The organism is Nautilia lithotrophica, assembly GCF_054656815.1.
Window position 1 is genome coordinate 309,730 of the sequence record NZ_BAAHXN010000001.1, and the last position, 25,043, is coordinate 334,772.

General features: G+C 31.9%; 25 protein-coding genes and 1 tRNA gene. 20 read left to right on the forward strand and 6 right to left on the reverse strand.

Annotated features, from left to right (window positions below; translation table 11 throughout):
• Nucleotide 1 precedes the first annotated feature (1 nt).
• The 13 genes from ACYQ19_RS01565 (at nt 2) to ACYQ19_RS01625 (ending at nt 14,760) form a co-directional block, all read left to right on the forward strand.
• Nucleotides 2–1,366: a sensor histidine kinase gene (locus ACYQ19_RS01565; protein WP_459977676.1), complete on the forward strand. Its 1,365-nt coding sequence runs from the start codon at nt 2–4 to the stop codon at nt 1,364–1,366.
• Nucleotides 1,347–1,997: a response regulator transcription factor gene (locus ACYQ19_RS01570; RefSeq protein ID WP_459977677.1), complete on the forward strand. Its 651-nt coding sequence runs from the start codon at nt 1,347–1,349 to the stop codon at nt 1,995–1,997. Before ACYQ19_RS01565 ends, ACYQ19_RS01570 begins: the two co-directional genes overlap by 20 nt.
• Before the next feature lie 609 nt (nt 1,998–2,606).
• Nucleotides 2,607–2,939, forward strand: coding sequence for a DUF485 domain-containing protein (locus tag ACYQ19_RS01575; RefSeq protein ID WP_015901763.1), 333 nt, complete (start codon nt 2,607–2,609; stop codon nt 2,937–2,939).
• Nucleotides 2,936–4,582, forward strand: a complete 1,647-nt coding sequence (locus ACYQ19_RS01580) for a cation acetate symporter (protein ID WP_459977678.1) — start codon at nt 2,936–2,938, stop codon at nt 4,580–4,582. Before ACYQ19_RS01575 ends, ACYQ19_RS01580 begins: the two co-directional genes overlap by 4 nt.
• 8 nt (nt 4,583–4,590) lie before the next feature.
• Nucleotides 4,591–6,330: a DUF294 nucleotidyltransferase-like domain-containing protein gene (locus ACYQ19_RS01585; RefSeq protein WP_459977679.1), complete on the forward strand. Its 1,740-nt coding sequence runs from the start codon at nt 4,591–4,593 to the stop codon at nt 6,328–6,330.
• Nucleotides 6,330–6,941, forward strand: coding sequence for a 3'-5' exonuclease (locus ACYQ19_RS01590; RefSeq protein WP_459977680.1), 612 nt, complete (start codon nt 6,330–6,332; stop codon nt 6,939–6,941). Before ACYQ19_RS01585 ends, ACYQ19_RS01590 begins: the two co-directional genes overlap by 1 nt.
• A 141-nt stretch (nt 6,942–7,082) precedes the next feature.
• Nucleotides 7,083–7,307: an OadG family protein gene (locus ACYQ19_RS01595; protein ID WP_459977681.1), complete on the forward strand. Its 225-nt coding sequence runs from the start codon at nt 7,083–7,085 to the stop codon at nt 7,305–7,307.
• A complete protein-coding gene (locus tag ACYQ19_RS01600; RefSeq protein WP_459977682.1) occupies nt 7,297–9,060 on the forward strand; it encodes a biotin/lipoyl-containing protein in 1,764 nt (587 codons plus the stop codon). Before ACYQ19_RS01595 ends, ACYQ19_RS01600 begins: the two co-directional genes overlap by 11 nt.
• Entirely contained in the window at nt 9,061–10,368 is a 1,308-nt protein-coding gene (locus ACYQ19_RS01605) for a sodium ion-translocating decarboxylase subunit beta (RefSeq protein ID WP_459977683.1), read from the forward strand. It abuts the gene before it with no gap.
• 102 nt (nt 10,369–10,470) lie between these two features.
• Nucleotides 10,471–11,400 (forward strand): NADH-quinone oxidoreductase subunit B family protein, encoded by a 930-nt coding sequence (locus ACYQ19_RS01610; RefSeq protein WP_459977684.1) that lies wholly within the window; start codon nt 10,471–10,473, stop codon nt 11,398–11,400.
• Between the two features lies 1 nt (nt 11,401).
• A complete protein-coding gene (locus ACYQ19_RS01615; protein WP_459977685.1) occupies nt 11,402–12,898 on the forward strand; it encodes a nickel-dependent hydrogenase large subunit in 1,497 nt (498 codons plus the stop codon).
• Nucleotides 12,899–12,908: 10 nt separating this feature from the next.
• On the forward strand, nt 12,909–13,292 hold the full coding sequence (locus ACYQ19_RS01620; RefSeq protein ID WP_459978234.1) for a hypothetical protein: 384 nt from the start codon (nt 12,909–12,911) through the stop codon (nt 13,290–13,292).
• Nucleotides 13,279–14,760 (forward strand): putative bifunctional diguanylate cyclase/phosphodiesterase, encoded by a 1,482-nt coding sequence (locus ACYQ19_RS01625; protein WP_459977686.1) that lies wholly within the window; start codon nt 13,279–13,281, stop codon nt 14,758–14,760. The genes ACYQ19_RS01620 and ACYQ19_RS01625 overlap by 14 nt, the downstream gene beginning before the upstream one ends.
• On the opposite strand, the gene ACYQ19_RS01630 is transcribed toward ACYQ19_RS01625, so the two are convergent.
• From ACYQ19_RS01630 to ACYQ19_RS01640, 3 genes are read right to left on the reverse strand one after another with little or no spacing between them, the layout of a single operon-like run.
• Nucleotides 14,757–15,512, reverse strand: coding sequence for a hypothetical protein (locus ACYQ19_RS01630; RefSeq protein ID WP_459977687.1), 756 nt, complete (start codon nt 15,510–15,512; stop codon nt 14,757–14,759). The two genes, ACYQ19_RS01625 and ACYQ19_RS01630, sit on opposite strands and share 4 nt — an antisense overlap.
• Nucleotides 15,509–16,654, reverse strand: coding sequence for an HD domain-containing protein (locus ACYQ19_RS01635; protein ID WP_459977688.1), 1,146 nt, complete (start codon nt 16,652–16,654; stop codon nt 15,509–15,511). The genes ACYQ19_RS01630 and ACYQ19_RS01635 overlap by 4 nt, the downstream gene beginning before the upstream one ends.
• A 39-nt stretch (nt 16,655–16,693) precedes the next feature.
• Nucleotides 16,694–16,972, reverse strand: coding sequence for a flagellar basal body protein (locus ACYQ19_RS01640; protein ID WP_459977689.1), 279 nt, complete (start codon nt 16,970–16,972; stop codon nt 16,694–16,696).
• A gap of 107 nt (nt 16,973–17,079) precedes the next feature.
• On the opposite strand from ACYQ19_RS01640, the gene argH reads away from it, so the two are divergent.
• The 4 genes from argH (at nt 17,080) to ACYQ19_RS01660 (ending at nt 20,080) form a co-directional block, all read left to right on the forward strand.
• A complete protein-coding gene (argH, locus tag ACYQ19_RS01645; protein WP_459977690.1) occupies nt 17,080–18,456 on the forward strand; it encodes an argininosuccinate lyase in 1,377 nt (458 codons plus the stop codon).
• Nucleotides 18,449–18,922 (forward strand): OsmC family protein, encoded by a 474-nt coding sequence (locus ACYQ19_RS01650; RefSeq protein ID WP_459977691.1) that lies wholly within the window; start codon nt 18,449–18,451, stop codon nt 18,920–18,922. The genes argH and ACYQ19_RS01650 overlap by 8 nt, the downstream gene beginning before the upstream one ends.
• A gap of 64 nt (nt 18,923–18,986) precedes the next feature.
• Nucleotides 18,987–19,388, forward strand: coding sequence for a tetratricopeptide repeat protein (locus tag ACYQ19_RS01655; protein ID WP_459977692.1), 402 nt, complete (start codon nt 18,987–18,989; stop codon nt 19,386–19,388).
• Between the two features lie 2 nt (nt 19,389–19,390).
• The gene (locus ACYQ19_RS01660; protein ID WP_459977693.1) at nt 19,391–20,080 is read left to right on the forward strand and encodes a metallophosphoesterase; all 690 of its coding nucleotides are present in this window, start codon (nt 19,391–19,393) and stop codon (nt 20,078–20,080) included.
• Here ACYQ19_RS01660 and ACYQ19_RS01665 read toward each other — a convergent pair.
• Nucleotides 20,077–20,667, reverse strand: a complete 591-nt coding sequence (locus tag ACYQ19_RS01665) for a LysE family translocator (protein ID WP_459977694.1) — start codon at nt 20,665–20,667, stop codon at nt 20,077–20,079. The genes ACYQ19_RS01660 and ACYQ19_RS01665 overlap by 4 nt on opposite strands.
• A gap of 40 nt (nt 20,668–20,707) precedes the next feature.
• Here ACYQ19_RS01665 and ACYQ19_RS01670 point away from each other — a divergent pair, with 40 nt between their 5' ends.
• The 3 genes from ACYQ19_RS01670 to ACYQ19_RS01680 all read left to right on the forward strand — a co-directional run bounded on the left by ACYQ19_RS01670 (nt 20,708) and on the right by ACYQ19_RS01680 (nt 22,467).
• Nucleotides 20,708–21,793: a pyridoxal phosphate-dependent aminotransferase gene (locus ACYQ19_RS01670; protein ID WP_459977695.1), complete on the forward strand. Its 1,086-nt coding sequence runs from the start codon at nt 20,708–20,710 to the stop codon at nt 21,791–21,793.
• A gap of 103 nt (nt 21,794–21,896) precedes the next feature.
• Nucleotides 21,897–22,202: a F0F1 ATP synthase subunit C gene (locus ACYQ19_RS01675; RefSeq protein WP_012663829.1), complete on the forward strand. Its 306-nt coding sequence runs from the start codon at nt 21,897–21,899 to the stop codon at nt 22,200–22,202.
• A gap of 178 nt (nt 22,203–22,380) precedes the next feature.
• Nucleotides 22,381–22,467: transfer RNA gene (locus ACYQ19_RS01680), tRNA-Leu, on the forward strand.
• Between the two features lie 125 nt (nt 22,468–22,592).
• Here ACYQ19_RS01680 and ACYQ19_RS01685 read toward each other — a convergent pair.
• A complete protein-coding gene (locus ACYQ19_RS01685; protein WP_459977696.1) occupies nt 22,593–23,483 on the reverse strand; it encodes a hypothetical protein in 891 nt (296 codons plus the stop codon).
• Nucleotides 23,476–25,026: an AAA family ATPase gene (locus tag ACYQ19_RS01690; RefSeq protein WP_459977697.1), complete on the reverse strand. Its 1,551-nt coding sequence runs from the start codon at nt 25,024–25,026 to the stop codon at nt 23,476–23,478. The genes ACYQ19_RS01685 and ACYQ19_RS01690 overlap by 8 nt, the downstream gene beginning before the upstream one ends.
• Nucleotides 25,027–25,043 lie beyond the last annotated feature (17 nt).

The following is a 25,043-nucleotide window of genomic DNA, read 5'->3' on the forward strand; positions in this document are numbered from 1 at the left end:
AGTGAAAACACTATCTCTTAACAAAATCTATCTTGGAGGGATTTCCCTCCTGTTTATTTTATCCGTAATTTTTACAGCACTTGCAATTTTTGAAGAATACAGGGACTTTGAAAGAGAAACAATTAAAATAAAACAGGAGTTTATTCAAAAAACAAACAAAAAGCTCCAACAAACCGCTTACAAAATTGATCAGATATTAAAAATATCACCAAAAAACTATAATCAGATTCTTAATATTATCCTAGATAAATCAATATACGTTGAAATTAAAAAAGAAGACCTGCCAATCTTTATACATTCCACCCCACCTAAAAAACCTATATCTTATACTTTGATTGACAACAGCTATAAAATCATACTTCAGGATTCATTTACCAAAATAGAAAAACTCATAGAAAGCAAAAAAAAAGCATTAATTCATAAACTGACAAAAACGATGCTTAATTTCCTGACACTTGCATTCATTATATATATGTTTGCCCTTGGCGGATTTTATTTACTAAATGAATTTTTAAAAGAAGAAATAAACATATTTGTGAAATTTTTCCAAAAAGCTTATCAGGAACATATATATATAAAATTCAGCGATATTAAAATAAAAGAGTTTCTAAATATTGCCGTATATGTCAATAAAATGCTAAAAGAAATCAATACACAAAATAAAAAACTTGAAAGACTTAATTTAACACTTGAAGAAAAAGTTCGTCAAAAAACCAGAAAACTTCAAAATCTGATAACCGAACAGGAAAATTTCATAAAAACCGCCATTCACGAAATAAATACGCCCCTTGCAATAATTCTTACATCACTTAATTTTCTGGATAAAAAAGATAAAAATATACAAAGAATAGAATCGGCTGTTTTGATGATTAACAATATCTATGCGGATTTAAGCTTTGTTTTGAAATACAAACATAAAAATTATCCTTTACAGATTATAAATATAAAAGATATTTTAAAAGAAAGAATTCAGTTTTTCGAAACCATTGCAAATGCAAAAAAATTAAAATTTGAATATGAAATTAAAAATTTTAATATTTGCATTAACAAAGAAGAGCTTATAAGAATTATAGACAACAATCTCTCAAATGCAATAAAATACTCTATTCCTGGTTCTGTAATTAAAATTACTGCAAAACAAAATACTTTAATTTTTAAAAATAAAACAAACGAAATAAATAACATTGACAAATTCTTCGACCCGTTTTATAAAGAACATGAAAATACTTCCGGATTTGGACTCGGACTCTATTTAGTCAATGAAATCTGTAAAAAATACAATATTAAAGTAAATGTAACACATAAAGATAATATAATTAGATTTGAATATCATTTTAAGGAATGCAATGAAAATAGTCTTGGTTGAGGATGAATACTCATTAAACGAAATAATTACTGAATACCTGCAAAATGAAGGATATATTGTAAAATCTTTTATAGATGGTAAAAAAGCTTATGAATATTTAAAAAAAGAAAATTTTGATATTTTAATACTTGATATACATCTTCCTAATATCGATGGATTTTCTATCTTAGAAGCTTTGCAAAAAGAAAAGCTCTCACCCCCAACCATCTTTATAAGTGCAATGAACAGCATCGATCACATTACAAAAGCTTATGATTTAGGCTGCTTTGATTATATTAAAAAACCTTTTTACCTGCAGGAACTTCTCATTAAAATAGAAAGACTCGGAAGCCAGATTGAATCAACCGAAAAAAATTTCATAAAATTATCTAAAAGATATAAATTTGACGTTCAAAAAAGCGAACTACTTTTTGATAATACTCCGGAAATACTCAGCAACATTCACAGAAACATTATAAAACTTTTAGCCCTTAATAAAGGTAAAAGCGTAACGTTTGAAATGCTAAGAGACGAAGTATGGGACGGATTTGTTGACAACGCCACAATAAGAGCCGAAATCAGCCGCCTTAAAAAATCCCTAAAAGAAGACTTCATCCAAAATATCAGAGGAGTCGGATATATAATTAAATAGTTGGTTGAAATGATAAAAGTTAGTTATGTTTTTTAGTGTTAGTTAAGTTGTTAGGATTAGTTAAAGTTTTTAAAGTTAGTTAAGTTATTGGGTTGTTATTGTTAATTGGTGTATTAGTTATTGGTAGATTGGTTATTAAAGTTTTTATGTTTTTAAGATTGGATAGATTAAAAATCACTAAACTTAGTGTCTGGCACTATGCAAATTTTTCTAACTTTCATTTAATTTTTAATTTTTCACAAACTTCGTTCTCTTCTTTTTTATACCAATTCCAATACATTCATATCTAATTTTTCCCCTCTCTTCCTCATCTCTTTCTTATTTCGCCCCTCTTTTCCAATTTGGCTACAAATAAATTAGTTTTAGTATTTTATCATTTTACATTGTTCATTGTCCATTTTCCCTCTATACCCAAAAAACTTTCAATTTTTCGGGGCCCTTATTATATTTTCCATTTTACATTTTACATTGTTCATTTTCCATTATTTGTTACTTTTCTACACATTAATTAATTTTTATTTAACTTTTTATGTATCAATTAGTAATTGCTACATTTATGCTACGAAAAGGTTTTATTATAAAGTTGTAAAAAATTCAAAAGGAGACTTAATGACTAAAGAAGCGATAGAGCTTATCAAAAGCAATCCGGATTATCAGCGCTTAGTTAAAACGAGAAGTAAATTTGCATGGACGCTTACGTTTGTATTGCTTGCAATTTACTATTCGTTTATTTTAACTATCGCTTTTGATCCGCAAATTCTCGGAACTCCTATTTCACAAGGTTCTGTGATTACTATCGGTATTCCTATAGGTTTACTTATCATTGTTGCAGCATTTATACTTACAGGTATTTATGTAAACAAAGCAAACAAAGAGTTCGACGATTTAACAAAAAAAGTAAAAATCGAACTCGAAAAAGAACTTGAAAAAGGAGCACAATGAAAAAGCTATTAATACTTGCACTATCTTTCGGTTCATTGTTTGCAGCCGGTGCAATAACGGGAGAAGTGCAAAGACAGCCTCTTAACGTATCTGCTGTAGTAATGTTTTTGGTATTCGTTATTGCAACACTCGGTATTACTTACTGGGCGGCAAAAAGAACAAGAACGGCTAAAGACTTCTACACAGCAGGCGGTGGTATTACAGGATTCCAAAACGGACTTGCATTAGCAGGTGATTACATGTCTGCGGCGTCTTTTTTGGGAATTTCAGGTTTGGTATATTTAAAAGGTTACGACGGACTGATTTATTCAATTGGTTTTTTAGTTGGTTGGCCGTTTGTTCTGTTTTTAATTGCTGAGAGACTCAGAAACCTTGGTAAATACACATTTGCCGACGTTGTATCTTTCAGACTAAAACAAGGTCCTATCAGAACACTTGCCGCATTTGGTGGTATTGCTACAGTTTTATTATATCTTATTGCTCAGATGGTTGGTAGTGGTAAACTTATTCAGATTCTATTTGGACTTCCGTATTCATATGCGGTAATAATCGTAGGTGTTTTAATGATTCTTTATGTAACGTTCGGTGGTATGCTTGCAACTACGTGGGTTCAGATCATTAAAGCCACACTTTTACTACTCGGTGCAACATTTATGGCACTTGCTGTTATGGTGCATTTCGGTTTCAATTTTGAAGAATTCTTTAGAAAAGCTGTAGAAGTTCATCCTCTTCATGATAAAATCATGGCACCTGGCGGTTTAGTCAGCGATCCATATTCGGCAATAAGCTTAGGAATTGCACTTATGTTCGGTCTAGCTGGACTTCCGCACATTCTTATGAGATTCTTTACCGTTGCAGACGCTAAGGAAGCAAGAAAATCAGTATTTTTTGCTACAGGATTTATAGGATATTTTTATATGCTTACATTCATTATCGGATTTGGTGCTATCGTATTCGTATCAACAAATCCTGAATATCTGGATGCTGCCGGTAAAATTATAGGTGGAAATAATATGGCTGCAATTCACTTGGCACATGCTCTTGGTGGTAACCTGTTCTTAGGATTTATTTCAGCTGTTGCATTTGCTACTATTTTAGCGGTTGTATCTGGACTTACATTAGCCGGTGCCAGTGCAATTAGCCACGACTTATATGCAAATGTATTTAAAAAAGGTCAAATCGACGAAAAACAAGAAATGAAAATTTCTAAAATAGCTACACTTGTAATAGGCGTTCTTGCTATAATTTTAGGTATAGCATTTGAAAAACAAAACATCGCATTCATGGTTGGACTTGCATTTGCAATTGCAGCAAGTGCAAACTTCCCGGTATTATTTTTATCAATGTATTGGAAAAATTTAACAACAAGAGGTGCAGTAATAGGTGGAAGTATCGGTCTTGCTACAGCTGTTTTATTAGTTATTTTAGGACCGACCGTATGGGTGTCAATCTTTGGATTCGATAAACCTATATTCCCGTCAAAATATCCGGCGCTTGTGAGTGTTACGGTTGCGTTTGTTGCAATATGGTTCTTTTCAGTTACTGATAAAAGTGAAGATGCCAAAAAAGAAAAAGAAGCGTTTGAAGCCCAACTTATCAGATCAGAAACAGGAATTGGTGCAGAAGGTGCCGTTAAACATTAAGGATATTTATGAAAGAAACCAAACAATATCTATCATCTATCCCTCCTTTCGATTTACTTACGGAGGAGGAACTCTCCTCCGTTGTAAATAACACTGATATAGCTTATTACACACCCGGCAGTAAAATTAAACCCGAAAGTTTACTGATTATTATAAAAGGAAAAATAAAAGGTTTAGATGAAATATTCACATCGGAAGATATCGTTTTTGCAAAAGAAATTATTGAAAACAAATCAATTGAATTTGAAGTATTGGAAGAGTGTTTATGTTATGAAATAAAAAGAGATGTTTTTCTTGAAGTTTTAAATAAAAACCTTAAATTTAAAAACTATTTTCTTCAGGATATCGCCAGCAAACTGCAGACTTTAAGAAAAAAATCTCTTGAAAACCAATTTAGCAGTTTCCTATCAGCCAGGGTTAAAGATTTAATTATACATCCTGTTACATTTGTAAAAGGCAATGACACAATAAAACAAGCGGTTATCAAAAAAGAAAACGAAAACTCTTCTGCCATTATAGTAGATAATTCTGCGATAGTTACGGATTCAAATTTGAGAAAAGTAATTACAGAAGATATTCCTTCTTCAAATCCAATAAAAAATATAGCAACCAATAATATAGTAACCATAGAGGACGAAGACTTTTTATTTAACGCCCTGCTTCTTATGACAAAACACAATATAAAAAGGCTTATAGTCACAACCGACGATAAAATTACAGGAGCGATAGAACAGATTGATTTGCTAAGTTACTTTTCAAATCATTCATATCTCATAAGCGTAAAAATAGAAAAAGCAAAAGACATTAACGATCTCAAAGAGATTACAAACGGACTTGTGGATCTTACCAATCTTCTTTTCAATAAAGGACTTAAAGCCAGATACATTGCAAGAATAATAAGTGAATTAAACAGAAAGATTTTTGCTAAAGTCAGTGAATTTGTTTTTGATGAAACGTATAAAGAAAACATTTCATTAATCGTTATGGGCAGTGAAGGTAGAGGCGAGCAGATTATAAGAACAGATCAGGACAACGGGGCTGTCATAAACGATACATTTAACTATGATATGAAAAAATTTGAAAAATTTTCCGAATATTTAAAGACACTCGGCTTTCCGGAGTGTCCCGGTAAAGTTATGGTAAACAACCCTTTCTGGTCAAAACCGCTTAAAGAATTTAAAAAAGATATTTTCGAATGGACCAATACCCCTACTCAGGAAAATATGATGAATCTCGCCATTTTACTTGACGCAAATGTCGTATGGGGGGATGAAAAATATCTGAATGAACTTAAAAAATACCTTTTTGAACATATAAGCGATAATGCTACACTTCTTGGCTCATTCGCATCATTTGTTGACCAGTTCGAACTGCCGATTGGTATATTGGGGCTTAAAGAAAAAGTCGATATGAAAAAAATAAGATTTATAATTGTCCATGCCGCAAGAGCGTTTGCGCTTGAGAAAAAAATAGAAAAAACCTCAACTGTTGAGAGAATTAAAGAGCTAAACAACATAGGTATAATTGACAGACAATTTGCAACCGAACTTATTGAAAGCTTTGATGTAATACTTACACTGACCCTTAAAAGCAAACTTGAACAAATAAACAACGCAAAGCCGGCTACCAATATACTTAATATTAAAAATTTAAGCAAAATTGAAAAAGATATGTTAAAAGACAGCGTAAAAGTTATTGCGGAATTTAAAAAACTCACAAAACACCACTTTCATTTAAGTGTGCTTTGATGTTTGGGAAATTTTTTAAAGAATTAGAAAAGAAAAAACTTAAAGATAAAAAATTTGAATTTCTGTTTGATGAATACAAAGGCGATGAAGTTGTCGTGGTTGATACTGAAACTACGGGACTTGATCGGAAAAAAGACGAAATAATTTCAATAGGTGCCGTAATTGTTAAAAACAACAGAATCCTTTTAAGTAAAAAATTCCACATTTTCGTTAAACCTTCAAAAGAACTTAGTATTGAAAGCATTAAAATTCATAAAATAACGCCCGATATGCTAAAAAACGCATTTGAGCCGGAAACGGCAATAAAAAAATTTTTAAATTTTGTTAAAAACAGACCTCTTGTCGGATATTACCTTGAATTTGACGTAGCAATGCTTAACAAACTTACAAAAAAATATCTCGGAATTAAACTTCCAAACAAACAAATAGAAGTTTCAGCCATATATTACGACAAAAAAATAGGTCTTATCCCACAAAAACATATCGATTTGAGATTCGATTCCATTATGAAAGATTTAGACCTCCCTATTATTGGTAAACACGATGCATTAAATGATGCTATAATGACCGCCTTGATGTATATTAAACTACAAAATTGTAGAAAAGTGTAAAAATTTTTAAATTATAAATGTAATTTATCACTAAATTACTTATCTTCTTATTTACTTCACAACTAATCCGCTTTATGTTTTATTATGCTATATTGTTGCTACACTTATTTGTTAGTATTTGCAAAATTTTAAGGAGACGCCATGATACTCGAAGCTCTCAAATATATGGTTCTCGGAATGACGGTAGTTTTCGCATTTCTTTATCTATTAACCCTCATTCTTGAATTTCAAAGAAAAATAATTGAAAAATATTTTCCCGAGGATAAACCCCCAAAACAAAAACCAAAATCAAAAAAAGACAAATTAAAAAAAGTGGCGGCAATTGCGGCGGCAATACATCATAAAAGGACTCAAAATGGCAATTAAATACATTGATATAATGGATACGACTTTCAGGGATGGGTTTCAGTCTGTTTTTGGCGGAAGGGTTTTGATGAAAGACTTCCTGCCTGCAGTAGATGCTGCAGTCGATGCCGGAATTAAGCATTTTGAATTTGGAGGCGGTGCGAGGTTTCAGAGTCTTTTTTTCTATCTTCAGGAAAATGCGTTTGATATGATGGACGAATTTGCAAAACGCGCTAAGGGGACAAATCTTCAAATCCTTGCAAGAGGTATAAATACGGTAATGCTTGATACCGGAAGCCGGGAAATGATAGATCTTTTCGCAAAGCTTTTTGCAAAACACAATACTACTACGGTTAGAAATTTTGATGCCTTAAATGACGTAAACAACCTGATATACAGCGGTAAGGCGATCAAAAAAGCCGGAATGAAACATGAAGTGGTTGTAACTATAATGGACCTGCCGCCGGGGTGCACGGGTGCTCATACCGTAGAATTTTATGAAAAGATATTAAGAGATATTATTGAAAATGTAGAATTTGATTCAGTCGCTTTCAAAGACGCTACGGGAACAGCAAATCCCAATAAAATATATGAAACCATAAAAATGGCGAGAAAGCTTTTGGGTAGAGACATTCATATAAGACTGCACACACATGAAACTGCGGGAATCAGCGTTGCAAGTTATCTTGCCGCACTTGAAGCGGGAGTTGACGGAATAGATTTAGCTGCGGCGCCTGTTAGCGGAGGAACGAGCCAGCCCGATATAATAACCCTGCTTCATGCCGTAAAAGGCAAACCTTACAACCTCGGTGATTTGGAAATCGATAAAATAGTTGAATATGAAGAAACACTTAAAGAATGTCTTAAAGATTATTTCCTTCCGCCTGAAGCCACACAGGTAAATCCTATAATTCCCCTCTCACCAATGCCGGGCGGTGCTCTTACCGCAAATACGCAAATGATGAGGGATAATAATATTCTTCATAAATTTAACGACGTTATTAAAGCTATGAGAGAAGTTGTTGAAAAGGGAGGATTCGGAACAAGTGTAACACCGGTGAGCCAATTTTACTGGCAGCAGGCATTTAACAATGTAATGTTCGGACCTTGGAAAAAAATAGCACCGGGATACGGAAAAATGGTTCTCGGGTATTTTGGAAAAACACCCGTTAAGCCTGATGAAGATATTATAAAACTTGCATGCGAACAGCTCAATTTAGAACCTACAAACGAAAACCCTCTTGATATTGCAGACAGAGATGAAAGAAAAACAATTAAATACTGGCAAAGTTTGCTTGAAAAAGAAGACATCGAAACTACTGAAGAAAATATATTTATAGCGGCTTCGTGTCAGGAAAAAGGTATAGCGTTTTTAAAAGGCGAGAGTCCTCTTATGATTAGAAAAAAAGGAGAAAAAATGAGTAAATCTAACGGAGTTTATACTGTTATTGTGGATGGAGAAGTATTCAATGTAGAAGTGAAAGAAGGAAAAGTTGAAATTAAAGAAAAACCTCTCGAAAAAAAACCTACAACTATTGAGCCTACATCTGACGATGTTGTAGAAGTAGAATCGCCTGTTCCGGGAAATGTATGGAAAATACTTGTAAATCCGGGAGATAAGGTAAAGGTAGGAGATAAACTTATGATTATAGAATCAATGAAAATGGAAATTGACATCCCTTCACCCGTAAACGGAATTATTGCGCATATTCCTGTAAAAGTTAACGATTCAATTAACGAAGGTGATGTTTTAGTCACAATTGAGGAGGACTAAATGAGAATAAAAGCAATTATTTTAGCGCTTTTTTTATTTTTAATTCCTACTATTTTATCTGCAAATACCGCAGAATCAAACACTACTAAAACCGCACAGGTTCATCATGAAAAAAGTATAAGCGAGCTTTTATCGGGATTTTACAAACAAACGGGAATTTATGCGTTTTTAAACCCGCAGGAGAATGTAAAAAACGCTCTTGGCGAAAAGGTTAGCAAATTTCACCAGAGTTTTGGAAGAATTATTATGATTCTTATTTCTTTTTTACTCTTCTACCTCGCAATCAAAAAAGGGTTTGAACCGCTTTTACTCATACCCATAGCATTCGGAGGGCTTCTTGCAAACATACCTCTTGCAAACATTATAGGTGATGGAGGATTTATAGGAGAGCTGTATAAAGCCGGAATTGCAAACGAGCTGTTTCCGATACTCATTTTTATGGGTGTGGGTGCGATGACGGATTTCGGACCGCTTCTTGCCAATCCTAAAACGGCGCTTTTAGGAGCCGCCGCGCAATTTGGAATTTTTGGAACATTAGTCGGTGCCGTGGCATTGACTCAGCTTGGCATATTTGACTTTTCCCTTCAAGATAGTGCGGCTATTTCAATTATCGGAGGGGCGGACGGCCCTACTTCCATTTTTATAGCATCAAAACTGGCTCCCGATCTGCTTGGAGCCATTGCTGTAGCGGCATACAGTTACATGGCGCTCGTGCCTTTAATCCAACCGCCTATTATGAGAGTCTTAACTACTGAAGAAGAAAGAAAAATTAAAATGAAAGCTGCAAGAAAAGTCTCCAAACTTGAAAAAATGCTCTTTCCTCTTGTAGTATTGATTCTAACTATTTTAATTATTCCGGAATCAAGTCCGCTTATCGGTGCTTTGACATTCGGAAACTTTATAAGAGAAAGCGGTGTGGTTGAGAGACTCAGCAAAACACTGCAAAACGAACTTATTAATATCACAACTATTTTCTTAGGACTTGCAGTCGGTTCTAAACTAGCGGCTGAGAAGTTTTTGGTTCCAGAAACACTCGGTATTTTAATATTGGGACTTGTCGCATTCGGAATAGGAACAGCCGCAGGGGTTTTAATGGGTAAAATAATGAATAAATTCTCAAAAGAGCCTATCAATCCTCTAATAGGTGCCGCTGGTGTCAGCGCCGTTCCTATGGCTGCAAGAGTAGCGAACAGAGAAGCCACAAAAGAAGACCCTACAAATGTTCTTTTAATGCACGCAATGGGACCGAACGTTGCAGGTGTTATCGGAAGCGCAATTGCTGCAGGTGTCCTTCTTTCTATTTTTTAATTCCCTCTTCTTTTTTATAAATAATTCTTATAATATTTGTTTTTTATTATAATTCCGCTAATATTTAATATATGTATAATTTATGTTTAATAAAGGCTAACTATGAATTTATACTGGCTTCAAAGCGGAGGATGTAGTGGCGATACTATGTCACTTTTAAACTGCGAATGCAATTTATATGAACTTTTTGAAATTTTAAATATCAATGTATTGTGGCATCCATCTTTATCAAACATATCATATAAGCAGCACCTTAAAGTAATAGATGACATTATAAACGATAAGATTAATTTAGATATCCTTTGTATAGAAGGAAATGTTGTCCTTGGACCGAATAATACAGGTATGTTTGATACGTTTATGGGAAAACCGAAAAAAAATTTAATATACAAACTTGCCCATAAAGCAAAATATGTAATTGCAGTTGGGACTTGTGCTTCATTTGGTGGATTTGGATCTAAAAGTGAAATGCAAGGTATCGGACTTCAGTTTAAACACAATGAAAAAGGTGGTTTTTTGGGTAAAAATTTTAAAACTAAATCCGGTTTACCAGTAATTAATTTACCAGGATGTCCCATACATCCAAAATCTTTAGCCGTATTATTAGAAGAAATCGCTAATAATATGCCAATAAATCTAACGGAAAATCAAGCACCTGAAGAAATATATACTTATACCGTTCATCAAGGATGCACAAGAAACGAATATCATGAATATAAGGTTGAAGAGCACAAATTCGGTGAAAGAGGCTGTATGTTTTTTCATTTGGGATGTAAAGGCCCTACGACAAATGCAGCTTGTAATAAATATCTCTGGAATGAAGTAAATTCAAAAACAAGGGCAGGAGTTCCATGTTTTGGTTGTGCAAGACCCGATTTCCCACAGGATTATCCGTTTTTTAAAACACCAAATATTGTAGGAACACCTATAGAACTGCCAAAAGGCGTTGATAGGGCTCATTATCTAGCTTACAAAGATATGGCGGCTGCTGCCGCACCAAAGAGACTAAAAGATAGAAAACAAAGGGTTTAAGATGTCCTCAAAAAGTATAAAATTAAGAATACCTGTAAACAGAGTAGAAGGCGATTTGGATATAGAAGTTACCATTAAAAATAATATTATTACCGATGCAAAAAGTATCGGAACACTTTACAGGGGATTTGAAAATATTTTAAGAGGACGCGACCCTTTAGATGCTCTTGTGATTACACCAAGGGTTTGCGGTATTTGTTCGGTTTCTCATTTAACTGCGGCTGTAAAAGCTATCGAAGATGCATACAATATCACACCACCTGAACAAGCAGTTAGATTTAGAAATATTTCTTTAATATCTGAAAATTTGCAAAGTGATTTAAGACAGATTTTTTTAATGTTCATGGCTGATTTTGCAAATGATTATTATAAAAATTACACCTTTTATGATATGGCTGTTAATCTTTATGCACCATTTAAAGGTAAGTTTACAAAAAAAGTGTTAAATATTACTAAAGATATAGTTAAAATAATTGCTTATATTGGAGGTCAATGGCCCCATACATCTCATATGGTCCCTGGAGGTCTTAGTGTAATTTCAGATGATTTAGAAGTTTTAAGGATCAAATTTTTACTTATAAAAATAAAAAATTGGATTGAAGAAGAAATTTTAAATTATGATATCGATTCTTTCAAAAAAGAAATTGATAGTTTTGAAAAATTAGAACATTTTTCTAACAATAATCCAAACTCGCAAATTTCAATTTTTTTTAATATATTAAAAGAAGCTAATTTATTTACACTCGGTAAATCGGATTATGGATTTATAAATTATGGATATATGGATCTCGAAAATGGAAAAAAGCTAATCCCACCATCAATTATAAACAAAAACAAAACAGAAGAACTTGATATAAATAAAATAACTGAAGATGTAACATACTCTTGGTATGAAGGGAAAAAAGAAACACCTTTAAAAGAACAAACCATTCCAAATATTAATAAACAACAAGCTTATTCATTTACAAAAGCCCCTAGATATAATGATAAAGTTTATCAAACAGGCCCGTTAGGCGAAGAACTTGCAATAAATAATAAATTAATAACCGATTTATACAACAAATTTGGTGACAGCGTATTTGTAAGAGAGTTCGCAAGACTTATAAGACCTATAAGATTTATTGAATTTATGATTGAAGAAATAGAAAAAATACTTTTAAATTTAAATGAATCTTTATATATAAAAAATAAAAAAATTCAAAACACTCAAGGTGTTGGACTAACCCATGCCGCAAGAGGTGCTTTGGGACACTGGGTAAAAATTACACATGGCAAAATTTCAAATTATCAGATAATATCTCCAACTACATGGAATGGATCTCCAAAAGATAGCAACAATAATCTCGGACCATGGGAAAAAGCACTTATTGGCATTCATATTAAAGATCTGGATAATCCAGTTGAAATGGGGCATGTTATTAGAAGTTTCGATCCATGTCTTGTCTGCACTGTTCATTATATTGGCGAACAAAAAAACAAACTAACGATAAAGGTTTAAATTGTTAAAAGTGATATGTATTGGTAACAGATTTGCATATCCTGATAATTTTGGAATTTTAATTTACGAAAAGCTCAAAAACATAAAAATTGACAATACACAAATAATCGAAGGTGGTGTTGGCGGTATGAGTTTAATACCCTATTTTGAAGATAATGATAAAATATTAATTATTGATTATGGAATAACAAATAAAAAAATATTAACGAATAAAGATATTAAAAACATTGAATTAACGGAATATAATCATTCTACGGCATTATTGTATTTATTAAAAAGTATTGAAAAAGAATATACGATTTTTGTATGTAATGAAAAATTTGATCCAAATAATTTAGACACATATATTTCTGAAATTGTCGAACTTATAAAGGAACTTAATGAAAAAAAATGAAACCTTATTAGTTAACGAAATAAAAGTTCTACAAAAAGCCGCTCAGTTACACGCTAAATATTCCATTTCACAATATAAAAAAGTTTTAAATACTCTTCAAGAATTACAAAAAGAAAAAGAACTTTTAGAAGAAAAAGTAAAAGAAAGAACAAAACATTTAGAAGAAGAATATAATGAAAAAATATCATATGCTCAAAAACTGGATAAGATTGCAAAATACGATCAATTAACCGGACTTGCAAATAGATATCTCTTTTTTAATGAACTTAAACTTCTAAAAAAAGAATATGACTTAATGGATAGTCCTTTTGCCCTGCTTTTTATAGATTTAGACGGATTTAAATTTATTAATGATACTTATGGGCATAATATTGGTGATAAAGTTTTACAAATAGTAGCAAGTAAATTAAAAAGTAAAGTCAGAAAAGAAGATTTGGTATCAAGAATTGGTGGTGATGAATTTACGATAATATTAAAAAACATTGACAGCAAAGAAAAAATATCTGAAATTGCTACAAAAATAATAAACTCATTTAAAAAACCTTTAAAAATCGATGATATAAATTTATATTTGGGAGCAAGTATAGGTATTTATACTATAAAAAAACATGATTCTTTTCAGGACATCATTACAAAAGCCGACATTGCGATGTATGAGGCAAAAAAAGCAGGAAAAGGAACATATCTTTTCTTTGACGAATCAATGAAAAGCGAACTCATTAAAATTACAAAATTAAGAAACTATATTAAAAACGCTTTAAAAAACAATAAATTCATAAATTGTTTTCAACCAATTGTATTAAGCACAAATTATAAGATCAAAGGGGCCGAAGCGCTATTAAGATTAATACAAAATAACAAATTAATTTCACCAACTATTTTTATTCCAATCCTTGAAGACGATATACATCTAATCAAAGAAGTGACTTTTTGGCAGATTTCAGAAATAGTTAAATTAACAAAAAAGCTGGATATATTTTTTACTATCAATTTATCCGCTAAACTTTTAGGCGACTATGATTTAATAGAATATTTAGAAAAATTAAAACAAAAAACACATTTTGATACCTCAAAAATATATTTTGAAGTAACTGAAACGGCTTTATCTTCAAATTTGACTATGGCCAGCAATATTTTATTAAAACTAAAGGAAATGGGCTTTGTTTTATCATTAGATGATTTTGGAACAGGCTATTCATCTTTGGCTTATCTAAGAGAATTACCATTTGATATTATTAAAATAGATAAAAAATTTATCGACAATTTACCCTTTAGTGAAAAAGACCAAAAATTATTAAAATCAATAATAAATATGGCTAATATATTGGATATGAAAATTGTCCTTGAAGGTATCGAAACAAAAGAACAATTAAAAAAACTTCCTCAAGACGAAAATATCAAATACCAAGGATATCATTTTCATAAACCATATAAAATAGACAAGTTACTCTCTTGTATATTACATTAAAATCTAAACAAAACACCTACACCTATATATTGATTTCTGGTATAACTTTCCGGTTCAATAATGTAAGTTTTTGTTCCATTAAGAATAATTGAAGATGGAGAACTTCTGCTGATATGCCAATACTGATATCTGTAAAACACATTTATCATAAAATTTTTATCATAATTCATATATCCTGATAATTGAAACTTTAAGCCATCTGTAACACCTAAATCAAGGGTTGTTCCACTGCCTAAATAAACATCTAATTTTGGATTTATTGCATATTGATATTGTATATCTGTAGTTAAATATAATTTATTGATTTTAAATAAATAAAAATATCCAAAACCTAAATATGGCCAATAATATTGTTCATCATAATCACCCGGATAATCACTTTTACCTCTATTCCAAAACCTATAACCAAACGACAAATAGTAAGGATTGTTGAAAATATGAAAACCGCTTTCAATATTTAATAAATATACATTTTTCTTTGTGACATTAATAGGAGTCCCACCCCACGTGCTCCCGTCATAATCAGTTGAACCATATGCATATTCACCTTTTATGTAATAACTTATATTTTCTTTTGAACTATATTTTATTCCTATTCCGTTTAATGAACCTAAACTAGAACTATCCCCGTCCAAATATACGCCGTTTGAATCAAACTCTTTATAATCAAAATTAATAGAATACAAATAATATTCAATATTTGATGAATAACCTAAAAATACAAGTAATAAAATTGCTATAATTTTTTTCATTCAAAAAAGCCTTTTTGAAAATATTTGGATAAATCGATATTATAGATTTTTTTGTTTTTATATCTTTCAGTAAGCATTTCAACCGCGCTTAATAATTCTAACGATTTAATACCATGACTTATACTCATATAAGCTTCCGTAAATGCCGCAAAATGATCTGCCGCTTTTATCAAACTTCCGTCAATTCCTTTCATTCCGAGTAAATCTTCTGCTACATCCACTAATTTAACCTGATTATCAATAATCAATTTATTTGCAAATTCGTCCGTTATCAATATTTTAAGTTCATCTCTTATATTTTTAGGCACAAGAGGCAATATTCTTTCTTCAATTAAAAAATTTTCGTAACTTTTAAGTATCTCATCAAGTCCCTGAACATTATGTTTTACCGGTGCTATTATATCTCTCGTTAGAGCTTCAGGAAGATCATGAAAAAGTCCCGTGAAAAAATTGTAATAAATTTTGTGATTATTACCGCCGTATTCTTTTGTCAATAAAAAAGCCACTATGGCTACGAACAGCATATGGCCAAGAACCGAAGTTTCAGGAACCCTTGGCGTGTTTGCCCATCTTTTCTGAAAACGGAGATTACCGCAAAGCGAAATAAAGTCATAGCTTTTTTTCTTAAGCGATAATACTTTTACCCCTTCTAAGTCATAATAATCTTCAAGCTCGTTTTCAATATTTTCTTTAATCTCTTTCATCCCGTAAATGTCAGGGGCAAAATTATAGATCATATCAAATTCCCACTTGCTTGCAAGATAACTGGCAGCCGAAAGCACTCTTTTTTCTTTAGAGTTGTCAGAATTAAAAATCTTAACATAATATTCTAACTCTTCATCAATTAAACCTCTAAGGTTATTTAATACAAATTCATCTAATTCTTTACCTTTTTTCTTTCTCAAATAGTGATACACTGGTGATTTTAAATCTGTTAAAACAGCTCTGTATAATATTCCCGCAATTCCCAAATGAATCAGTTTATAAAAATCTATATCATCTTCAAAATGCGCTAAAACATACGCTATTATCATTCTGTGAGCTTGTTTGTCAAGTTCAATGAATTTTACCGGGCGGGGTAAATCGTTCCATCTCTCAATCGAAGCCGTAGAAAAAAGAAGTTTTATAAGCTCTTTATTCATTATAACCTCACTTTAATAATTATTCAGACTTTTCCTTCTTTATGCTTTTATATCGAGCAAAGTTTTAGTTATTTCATCCTGAGTTTTAATTGCAGGAATTTGTGCTTTAAATCCGTATTCTATCACTACCTGATCGGTTAGTTCTTTTGTTAAATTCGTCCCTGAATCAGTAATATTTGCGCTTATTTCAAGTTTGTCAACGATTTTAGCATCTGTTGCTTTAAAATCTTGCGTATTAATATTTGCAATGTTATTTGCGTTAATATCCATCAGTGTTTGGTGGGCCTGAAGCGCATTTATATTTGTATTAATCATCATAATTCTCCCTCTGTATCCCAAAAAATTTTTCGATTTTCCAGGAACTTTGCATTCTCAATTCTCAATTCAAATAATATAGTATAATTCTACCAAAAAAAGGAATTCATATGAAATTATGGGGAGGCAGATTCTCTAAAGGTGCCGCAAAACTGCTTGATGAATTTAATGCTTCTATTATGTTCGACAAAGAACTTTACATCGAAGATATCGAAGGCTCAATCGCCCATTCCCAAATGCTGGCTGATCAGGGAATAATAACCCAACAAGAAGCGGATAAAATAAAAAAAGGCCTGCTACAAATAAAAAATGAAATTGAAAATGGTGAATTTGTTTGGGATATAAGCGATGAAGATTTGCATATGGCAATCGAAAAAAGACTTATTGAATTAATCGGTGATACCGGAAAAAAACTGCACACCGCAAGAAGCAGAAACGATCAGGTCGCGGTGGATTTTAGAAGATGGAGCTTAAAAAGAAACCTTGAAATAGCACAGAAAATAAAAGAACTAATCGAAACGTTTGTAAACATTGCAAAAGAGCATAAAAATACCCTGCTTCCTGGAATGACGCATCTTCAGCATGCGCAGCCTATAAGTTTTGCATATCATATGCTGGCATACGCAAATATGTTTAAAAGAGATTATGAAAGATTTATTGAGAGCTACAAAAGAAACAATAAAAATCCACTGGGATGTGCGGCACTTGCCGGAACTCCCCATCCTATTGATAGAAATAAAACCACAAAAGCATTGGGATTTGACGAACCTACCATTAACTGCCTTGATACGGTAAGCGACAGAGATTTTGCGCTTGAACTTCTGTTTAATATATCAATGCTTATGATGCATGCAAGCAGAATCAGCGAAGAGCTTATTATCTGGTCAACAAGCGAGTTCGGATTTATTACTTTAAGTGACGAATATTCAACGGGAAGTTCAATTATGCCGCAAAAGAAAAATCCGGACGTTCCTGAACTCATAAGAGGTAAAACAGGAAGGGTTTACGGAAACCTCGTAGCACTTTTAACTGTTATGAAAGGACTTCCTTTAGCATATAACAAAGATACTCAAGAAGACAAAGAAGGTGTATTTGACAGCGTAAAAACAGCTCTTATATCCATAACTATATTAAATGAAACCCTAAAAACCATGACCATAAATAAAGACAAAATGTATCAGGCTTGCAAAAAAGGGCATTTAACTGCAACAGACCTTGCGGATTATCTTGTAAATAAAGGAATACCTTTCAGGGAAGCCCACCATATTACAGGAAGAGCAGTAGCGTTAGCAGAAGAAAAAGGTGTGGATTTAAGCGATTTAAGTATTGAAGAGCTTAAAAGTATTGATGAGAGAATCGGGGATGATGTGGACTTAAGTCTTGAAAACTCAATGAATTCAAGAAAAAGCTTAGGAGCCACCTCACCTCAAAGAGTCCAAGAACAAATAGAATACTTTGAAAAATTTTTAAAGGAGAATAATGATTAAAATAAGACATCTAAATGACCATCTTTATGAAGCGTCAAACGGAAAAGACATCATAATAATAGATCCAAAAAAATATACTCCTATAGATTTTTTTATTACGGGTCTTGGCAACTGCTCAGCTTATGATGTAGTGGAAATGGCAAAAAACAAAGGATATGAACTATCAAATTTCGAACTTGATATTGAATATAAAAGAAAAGATACTTATCCTAGAATTTTTACAGAGTTCCATTTTATTTACAAGTTTAATTCAAACGCAGATACAATGACAGCAAGAAGATGGATTTTAAGTTCCCTTGAAACATATTGTTCAACAATAAATACAATAAGAAATACAAGTAAAATTTATTATTCAATAATTTTAAATAACGATACGATTGCATATAAAGAAAGCATAATTTCAGGTGAAGCTACTCACACACACGAATTTGACGATGACGATGACGGCTTCGGCTGTGTAGCTTGAGGATAAAACAAGCTCCCCGGCGGGGAGATACTTTTGATATAATAACCCAAAAAAAGGATAAGAAATGAAAAAATTTTTAATAATCGCTCTTTTAATAATTACAGCTTATGCTTCAAAACACGGCCAGACAAACGATCCGGATTTACAACTGGCACTTGAAGGTAAATACACAGAAGCGCTTAAAGGTTTTGAAAAAAGATGTAATAAAAATGAGGCATACGCATGCGGTATGGTTGCATATTTTTACAACAAAGGTTTCGGTGTTGAAAAAGACAACAAAAAAGCGCTCAAATATTATGAAAAAGGCTGTAACTTAAACGATTCTGACAGCTGCACTATTTTAGGATATTACTATTATAAAGGAATTTTAGTTAAACAGGATGTTAAAAAAGCTTTAACCCTTCTTAAAAAAGCTTGTAAACTTGGAAACAAAGACGCATGTAATTATATTGAAAAACTACACTAAAAATGACTTACGTCATCTATGGAGATATTCACGGATGCCTTGAGGAATGGGAAGAGCTTAGATCTCTCATTCCCAAAAACTCGTTTGAAATATGCGTAGGTGATATTTTAGATAAAGGACCATATCCTGTAGAAGCCCTCCGTTACGCACAAAAAAATAAAATTTTCACAATTATGGGTAATCACGAATATAAACATTTAAGAAAATGGTGGGGAAGAAAAGTTATATTAGATGAAGATCAGCAAAAAATATACCCTAAGCTTAAAAAAGAAGATTTTGAATATATTGAATCAATGCCCTTTTTTTTAAAACTAAATCATTTAACAATTATACATGCAGGCATAAGCAACAGGCTGTATCTTAACAATCCCAAACTTAACTTAATGACACTTCTTTTGTTTATGCGCGACGTTGATGAGGATGGAAAATTTTTACCTCTTAATCATAATAATCCGAACGCAAAATTTTGGGCTGATGTTTACAACGGACATGAAGGCTTTATAGTTTATGGGCATTCACCTTTTAAAAATCCAAATATAAAAAGAAATTCAATAGGAATAGACACAGGTTGCGTTTACGGCAATAAACTTACAGCAGTTCTTATAAAAAACACACTTAAACCATGGGAATATGAAATAATACAGGTAGAGGCTAAGCGTAAATACGCCGAACCTCATGTTCCTTTAAATTAAATCAAAATAAAAGCTTTATAAGCAGTATAAAAAAGACTAAAAGCAAAAAACAAAAAAAGCACAGATGAAATTTTATTTACCATATTCATTATTTTTTCCTCAATATCAAGTTTCGAGCTAAAATAAGCCGCAGTTAAAAAAGCCAGAGAAATTCCCCCATACAGACTGACTAGACTTAACATAACATTCTTACTCATAAAAGGAGTAATAACAACTGCAAAAAAAATCATTGCTTTTGGATTCGAAAGATTCAATATTAAAGCTTCTTTATAGATATCGAGTTTTTTTAGATTGTCACAGCTTTTTTCTATATGGACTTTTTCATTAAATACGGCTTTAGCTATCCTTAAAAGATAAATTCCACCGGCAATTCCGACTATCAACTGAAAATAAGGATTATGCCCTATACTCCCAAGCCCTATACCTACAAGCGTCAAATATACGATGTTTCCTGTCAATATTCCTGCAACTGCCAAATAGGCAGAAATTTTTCCTTTGCAAAGCCCCTGTCTAATGACATAAAATATATCCGGCCCGGGTGTTAATGCCGCAAAAAAACCCATCCCGGCCAAAATAAGGTATTCCATATATCTCCTTTTTGATAAAATTATACAAAAAAGGCTACAAATGAAACCTTTTATCGTAATGGATGTTTTGAAAAAAGCCAGAGAACTTGAGGATGTAATACATCTTGAAATAGGTGAACCTGACCTACTGCCGTCCCCAAAAGTAAAAAAAGCACTTGAAGATTCCGTAAAAAACAACAGCTTTTTTTATACGGAAGCAAAAGGTCTTAAAATATTAAGAGAAAAAATAGCAAATCATTATAATTATATGTATGATGTTAAAGTAAACCCTGATAATATATTAATTACGACAGGAACTTCAACAGCTTTTTTAATAGCTTTTTATTTTAGTCAAATAATCGCGACACCTACTCCCGGATATCCATGCTATGAAAATTTTGCAGAACTTGAAAACAAAAAATTTATAAAAATCCCGACTTCTTTTCCGGATTATAAAATTAACATAAACAATCTTAACAACTATAATTTTGACACTTTCATGATCTCATCACCAAACAACCCTACAGGAACCATATATAATAACGAAGATCTTAAATCCATATGCAGTTACTGCGAAAGAAACGATAAGCTTCTTATCAGCGACGAATTATACCACGGGCTTGTATATTCAAATAATTATACAACTGCACTTAAATATAGCAAAAACACTATTGTAATTAACGGATTTAGCAAATATTTTTGTATGCCGGGACTCAGGATCGGCTGGATGATTGTTCCGGATAATCTTGTTAGAGATGCGGAGATAATCGCACAGAATATTCTGATTTCAGCCCCTACCCTTTCTCAATACGCTGCACTTGCAGCGTTTGATTACGAATATTTACAACAGATAAAAACAGAATTTCAAAAAAGAAGAGATTTTCTTTACAATCAATTAAAAGACATTTTCCCTATAGCAAAACCTGAAGGTGCTTTTTATTTATGGTGTGATATTAGCAAATATTCAAATAATTCTATTGATTTTTGTAACAGACTGCTTGAAGAAGCAAAAGTTGCGGTAACACCCGGTATAGATTTCGGTGAATTTAATAAATTTATAAGAATAGCTTACACAAAAAATATAAATGAACTGGAAACTGCGGCAAAAAGAATAAAAAATTTTATAAAAACATTAAATAACTATTAATATTTTTCTTTTTTTTGGTTATAATTTCAGTGCGTTACGTGTTAAGTAGGGATACGCAAGCCGAACGGACGTAGCGTAATAAAATATCACAAAAGGACGAAACATGAAAAAAATCGTAGCTCTTATGGCAATTTTTGCGGCATTTGCTTTCGCAGCAGATGGTGACACAATGATTAAAGCATACAGCGTAATCGCAGCTGTTGTAGGTCTTGGTCTTGCAGCACTTGGTGGTGCAATCGGTATGGGACACGCTTCTGCAGCAACTATCGCTGGAACAGCAAGAAACCCTGGAATGGGTGGTAAACTTATGGGGACAATGTTCATCGCATTAGCGATGATCGAAGCGCAAGTTATTTACGCATTGGTTCTTGCACTTATCGCACTTTACGCTAACCCATTCTTAGGTTAATAAAAAGCCTTTTTTGGGCTTTTTATTTATTGCTTCACATTAGTGTCTGTCACTATATTTTACAAAAATCATTTTTATTTTTTTTTACATATAAAAGTTATTTATACCTGTTTAAAACAATAAATCACTCTCAATTGTATTGAATAGCGAGAATCATTTTGTTATAATTTCATACCATGCGACGGTGGTGGAATTGGTAGACACGCAAGGTTGAGGGCCTTGTGGGCGTTAGCCCGTGAGGGTTCGAGTCCCTCCCGTCGCACCACTTAAAGTTATCTAATCAGTGTCTGTCACTAATACTTTAATCAAATCATGTTACTAAATAAACTTTTTAAATATAAAACATTAAATAGTTATAAACTTATTATTTAAAAAGAAAAAACAAATAGATTAAGCCGAAAGTCTTTGCCTTAAAAATCTCACTTCATCTAAAATTCCTTCTTCCGGCAAATTCATTTCTATATAATTTAGCATTCTGTTTACGATATTCTGAATACCTTTTGATTCTTTAATATTTTCCATTTCTTCATCTATTCTTTCAAGCAATGCCAAAACGAACGGAATATTTTTAATTTCTCTTTTTAACATAATTTCTAAATTCGGATATTTTTCATCATAAATATACGCAAATTTTCTTTTTTCTTTACTTAATTCTTCTTGTTCAAAATCTATTATTTTATTTTTTTCAAGAGAAAACTCAATATAGCGCTTGTGTTTATAACTTGGCCTTATTCTTAATTCATCAAATATTCTTTTCGATTTTTCAATATTACTTATATTAAATTCATCCATATCAAAAACAACTTTAAATATTTCAATCTCAGAAAATTCTCCGTTTTGAGGATTATAATAAGGGATTTCATTTAATTTTTTTATCTCTTTTAACTGATAATCATCAAGAATTCCGATAATTTTATTATCAGACAATGTAAAAAAAGGAGATATTTTATTTATTAAAAACCCTATAACAAATTTCTTTTTATCATCTTCCATGTTTCCATCTATAATTACTAAAAAACCATTTGGAATATTTTTCGCAATATCCAAAAAACTATTATATTTCAATGCATTGTTGTTATCATAAAAAGATGAAGAGTTTTTAATATCTAAATTTGAAAGTGCTTTTATAAGTTCTTTTTTAAATTTTTCTTTTTTTTCTTTTGAAATTTTGCACTCTTTGAAAAGATTTAAAATCATTTCTTTGGATTTAGTGTTTTTTTCTTTTATTTCATTTAGCTCGTTTTCCAATTCTTTGATTTTCTGAAGTAAAATATTAACCATTGCTATCCTTCAATAATTCTTTTGCATATTCTATGGCTTTTTGTGATTTTTCTTTTCCGCCAATAATTCTTGCAATTTCCTGGACTCTTTCATCCTCTGAAAGTTCTTTTACAAAACTTTTACCCTCTTTTTTTTCAACTAAAAAATGCTTATTCGCCTTGCTTGCAAGCTGAGGCTGATGTGATATTGCAAATATCTGATATTTACTTGATAAATATTTTAACACCTCTGCAACACTCATACTTTCTTCACCACTTAAATTTGCATCAATCTCATCTAAAAAAAGTGTCATTTCCCTGTTTTCATATTCCAGTTTACTTGCCAGCATTGCTACACGAAGCCTGTTAAACTCACCGGTTGAAATGGTATTTATATCAATATCGTTGATAATAATTTCAACTTTATCATTGCCGAGTGCATTCAGATCTGTTTTCGAAAAAACGATTTCGGCACCAGGCATATAAAGTTTGTTCAAATAATAATTTAATTTTTCTTTTAACTGCTTAGATGTTTTTTTTCTTGCTTCACTTATTTCCCCTGTAAGTAAATTTAATTCGTTAAACAATTCTTCAAGCTTTTTAGAGAGTTCTTCTTTTTCAAAACTTAAATTTTCAAGTTTTTCAAGTTCTTTTTTCTTTTCCTCGTAATATTCAAGCGCTTCTTCAACACTTCCGTATCTTCTTATAAGTTCCTGAAGGTTTGAAAGTCTCTCAAGCACTTCTTCAATATCAACATTCTCAAGATATTCGGCTTTTTCGTTTGCTTTATCGATCGCAATTCTTAGTTCATTCATGGCATTTGAAAAAAATTCACTCTCAATACCGCTCATTTCAAGTAATTCATAAACGCTGTATTCAAAATCAAAAATCCGCTCAACTTCAAAAATCTTTTCTTTAATTTTTTCTATTTTGCTTAAATCTTTTTTCACTTCCATCAATTCTTCAAATTCGCCGATTTTAGGATTTATTTTTTCTATCTTTTCAAGTTCGTATTTCAAAAATTCTTTTTTTTCAGCAGCTTCCTTTTCTAATGATAAAATATTATTCAATTCTTTTTGTATTTTTTTGTATGCATTATATTTCTCTCTGTATCTGTTCAGATTTTCCGAATGTTTTTGGGTCTGATTCATTTTATCAAGAAGCTGGAGGATATTTTCGTTTTCGAACTCTTTTATTTCCCGCAAAGAAAGATAATTTAAAAACCTGTCTGCAATTTCCCTTATAGTTTTTTTGCTCACTGCCTGATTATTGATAAAAAAGCGGTTTTTATTTTTCTTAATCTGCTTAAAAATCAAAACATCATCATTTTCAAGCCCGTATTCCTCAAGGTCAATATCAGTATCAACAACCGCTTCACCAAGTTTAGCGTTCATATCAAAATACCCGAAAATTGAAAGAATTCCTCTCATCAGCACCGACTTTCCGGCACCGCTCGGACCTGTAAAAACAATCAGACCTTTGGAAAACTCAAGCTCTACTTCACTAAATTCAAGCTCAACTTCATCAAAAGTTACGTATTCTTTTAAATACACCCTTTCAATCATACCTGCACCTTAATTCT

Coding starts and splice junctions, on each gene's coding strand:
- ACYQ19_RS01605 (WP_459977683.1), top strand. CDS start 9,061: ATGAGAATAAAAGCAATTATTTTAGCGCTTTTTTTATTTTTAATTCCT.
- ACYQ19_RS01600 (WP_459977682.1), top strand. CDS start 7,297: ATGGCAATTAAATACATTGATATAATGGATACGACTTTCAGGGATGGG.
- ACYQ19_RS01635 (WP_459977688.1), bottom strand. CDS start 16,654: ATGAATAAAGAGCTTATAAAACTTCTTTTTTCTACGGCTTCGATTGAG.
- ACYQ19_RS01655 (WP_459977692.1), top strand. CDS start 18,987: ATGAAAAAATTTTTAATAATCGCTCTTTTAATAATTACAGCTTATGCT.
- ACYQ19_RS01590 (WP_459977680.1), top strand. CDS start 6,330: ATGTTTGGGAAATTTTTTAAAGAATTAGAAAAGAAAAAACTTAAAGAT.
- ACYQ19_RS01580 (WP_459977678.1), top strand. CDS start 2,936: ATGAAAAAGCTATTAATACTTGCACTATCTTTCGGTTCATTGTTTGCA.
- ACYQ19_RS01665 (WP_459977694.1), bottom strand. CDS start 20,667: ATGGAATACCTTATTTTGGCCGGGATGGGTTTTTTTGCGGCATTAACA.
- ACYQ19_RS01610 (WP_459977684.1), top strand. CDS start 10,471: ATGAATTTATACTGGCTTCAAAGCGGAGGATGTAGTGGCGATACTATG.
- ACYQ19_RS01640 (WP_459977689.1), bottom strand. CDS start 16,972: ATGATGATTAATACAAATATAAATGCGCTTCAGGCCCACCAAACACTG.
- ACYQ19_RS01650 (WP_459977691.1), top strand. CDS start 18,449: ATGATTAAAATAAGACATCTAAATGACCATCTTTATGAAGCGTCAAAC.
- ACYQ19_RS01670 (WP_459977695.1), top strand. CDS start 20,708: ATGAAACCTTTTATCGTAATGGATGTTTTGAAAAAAGCCAGAGAACTT.
- ACYQ19_RS01625 (WP_459977686.1), top strand. CDS start 13,279: ATGAAAAAAAATGAAACCTTATTAGTTAACGAAATAAAAGTTCTACAA.
- argH (WP_459977690.1), top strand. CDS start 17,080: ATGAAATTATGGGGAGGCAGATTCTCTAAAGGTGCCGCAAAACTGCTT.
- ACYQ19_RS01585 (WP_459977679.1), top strand. CDS start 4,591: ATGAAAGAAACCAAACAATATCTATCATCTATCCCTCCTTTCGATTTA.
- ACYQ19_RS01575 (WP_015901763.1), top strand. CDS start 2,607: ATGACTAAAGAAGCGATAGAGCTTATCAAAAGCAATCCGGATTATCAG.
- ACYQ19_RS01660 (WP_459977693.1), top strand. CDS start 19,391: ATGACTTACGTCATCTATGGAGATATTCACGGATGCCTTGAGGAATGG.
- ACYQ19_RS01615 (WP_459977685.1), top strand. CDS start 11,402: ATGTCCTCAAAAAGTATAAAATTAAGAATACCTGTAAACAGAGTAGAA.
- ACYQ19_RS01690 (WP_459977697.1), bottom strand. CDS start 25,026: ATGATTGAAAGGGTGTATTTAAAAGAATACGTAACTTTTGATGAAGTT.
- ACYQ19_RS01685 (WP_459977696.1), bottom strand. CDS start 23,483: ATGGTTAATATTTTACTTCAGAAAATCAAAGAATTGGAAAACGAGCTA.
- ACYQ19_RS01570 (WP_459977677.1), top strand. CDS start 1,347: ATGAAAATAGTCTTGGTTGAGGATGAATACTCATTAAACGAAATAATT.
- ACYQ19_RS01675 (WP_012663829.1), top strand. CDS start 21,897: ATGAAAAAAATCGTAGCTCTTATGGCAATTTTTGCGGCATTTGCTTTC.
- ACYQ19_RS01595 (WP_459977681.1), top strand. CDS start 7,083: ATGATACTCGAAGCTCTCAAATATATGGTTCTCGGAATGACGGTAGTT.
- ACYQ19_RS01630 (WP_459977687.1), bottom strand. CDS start 15,512: ATGAAAAAAATTATAGCAATTTTATTACTTGTATTTTTAGGTTATTCA.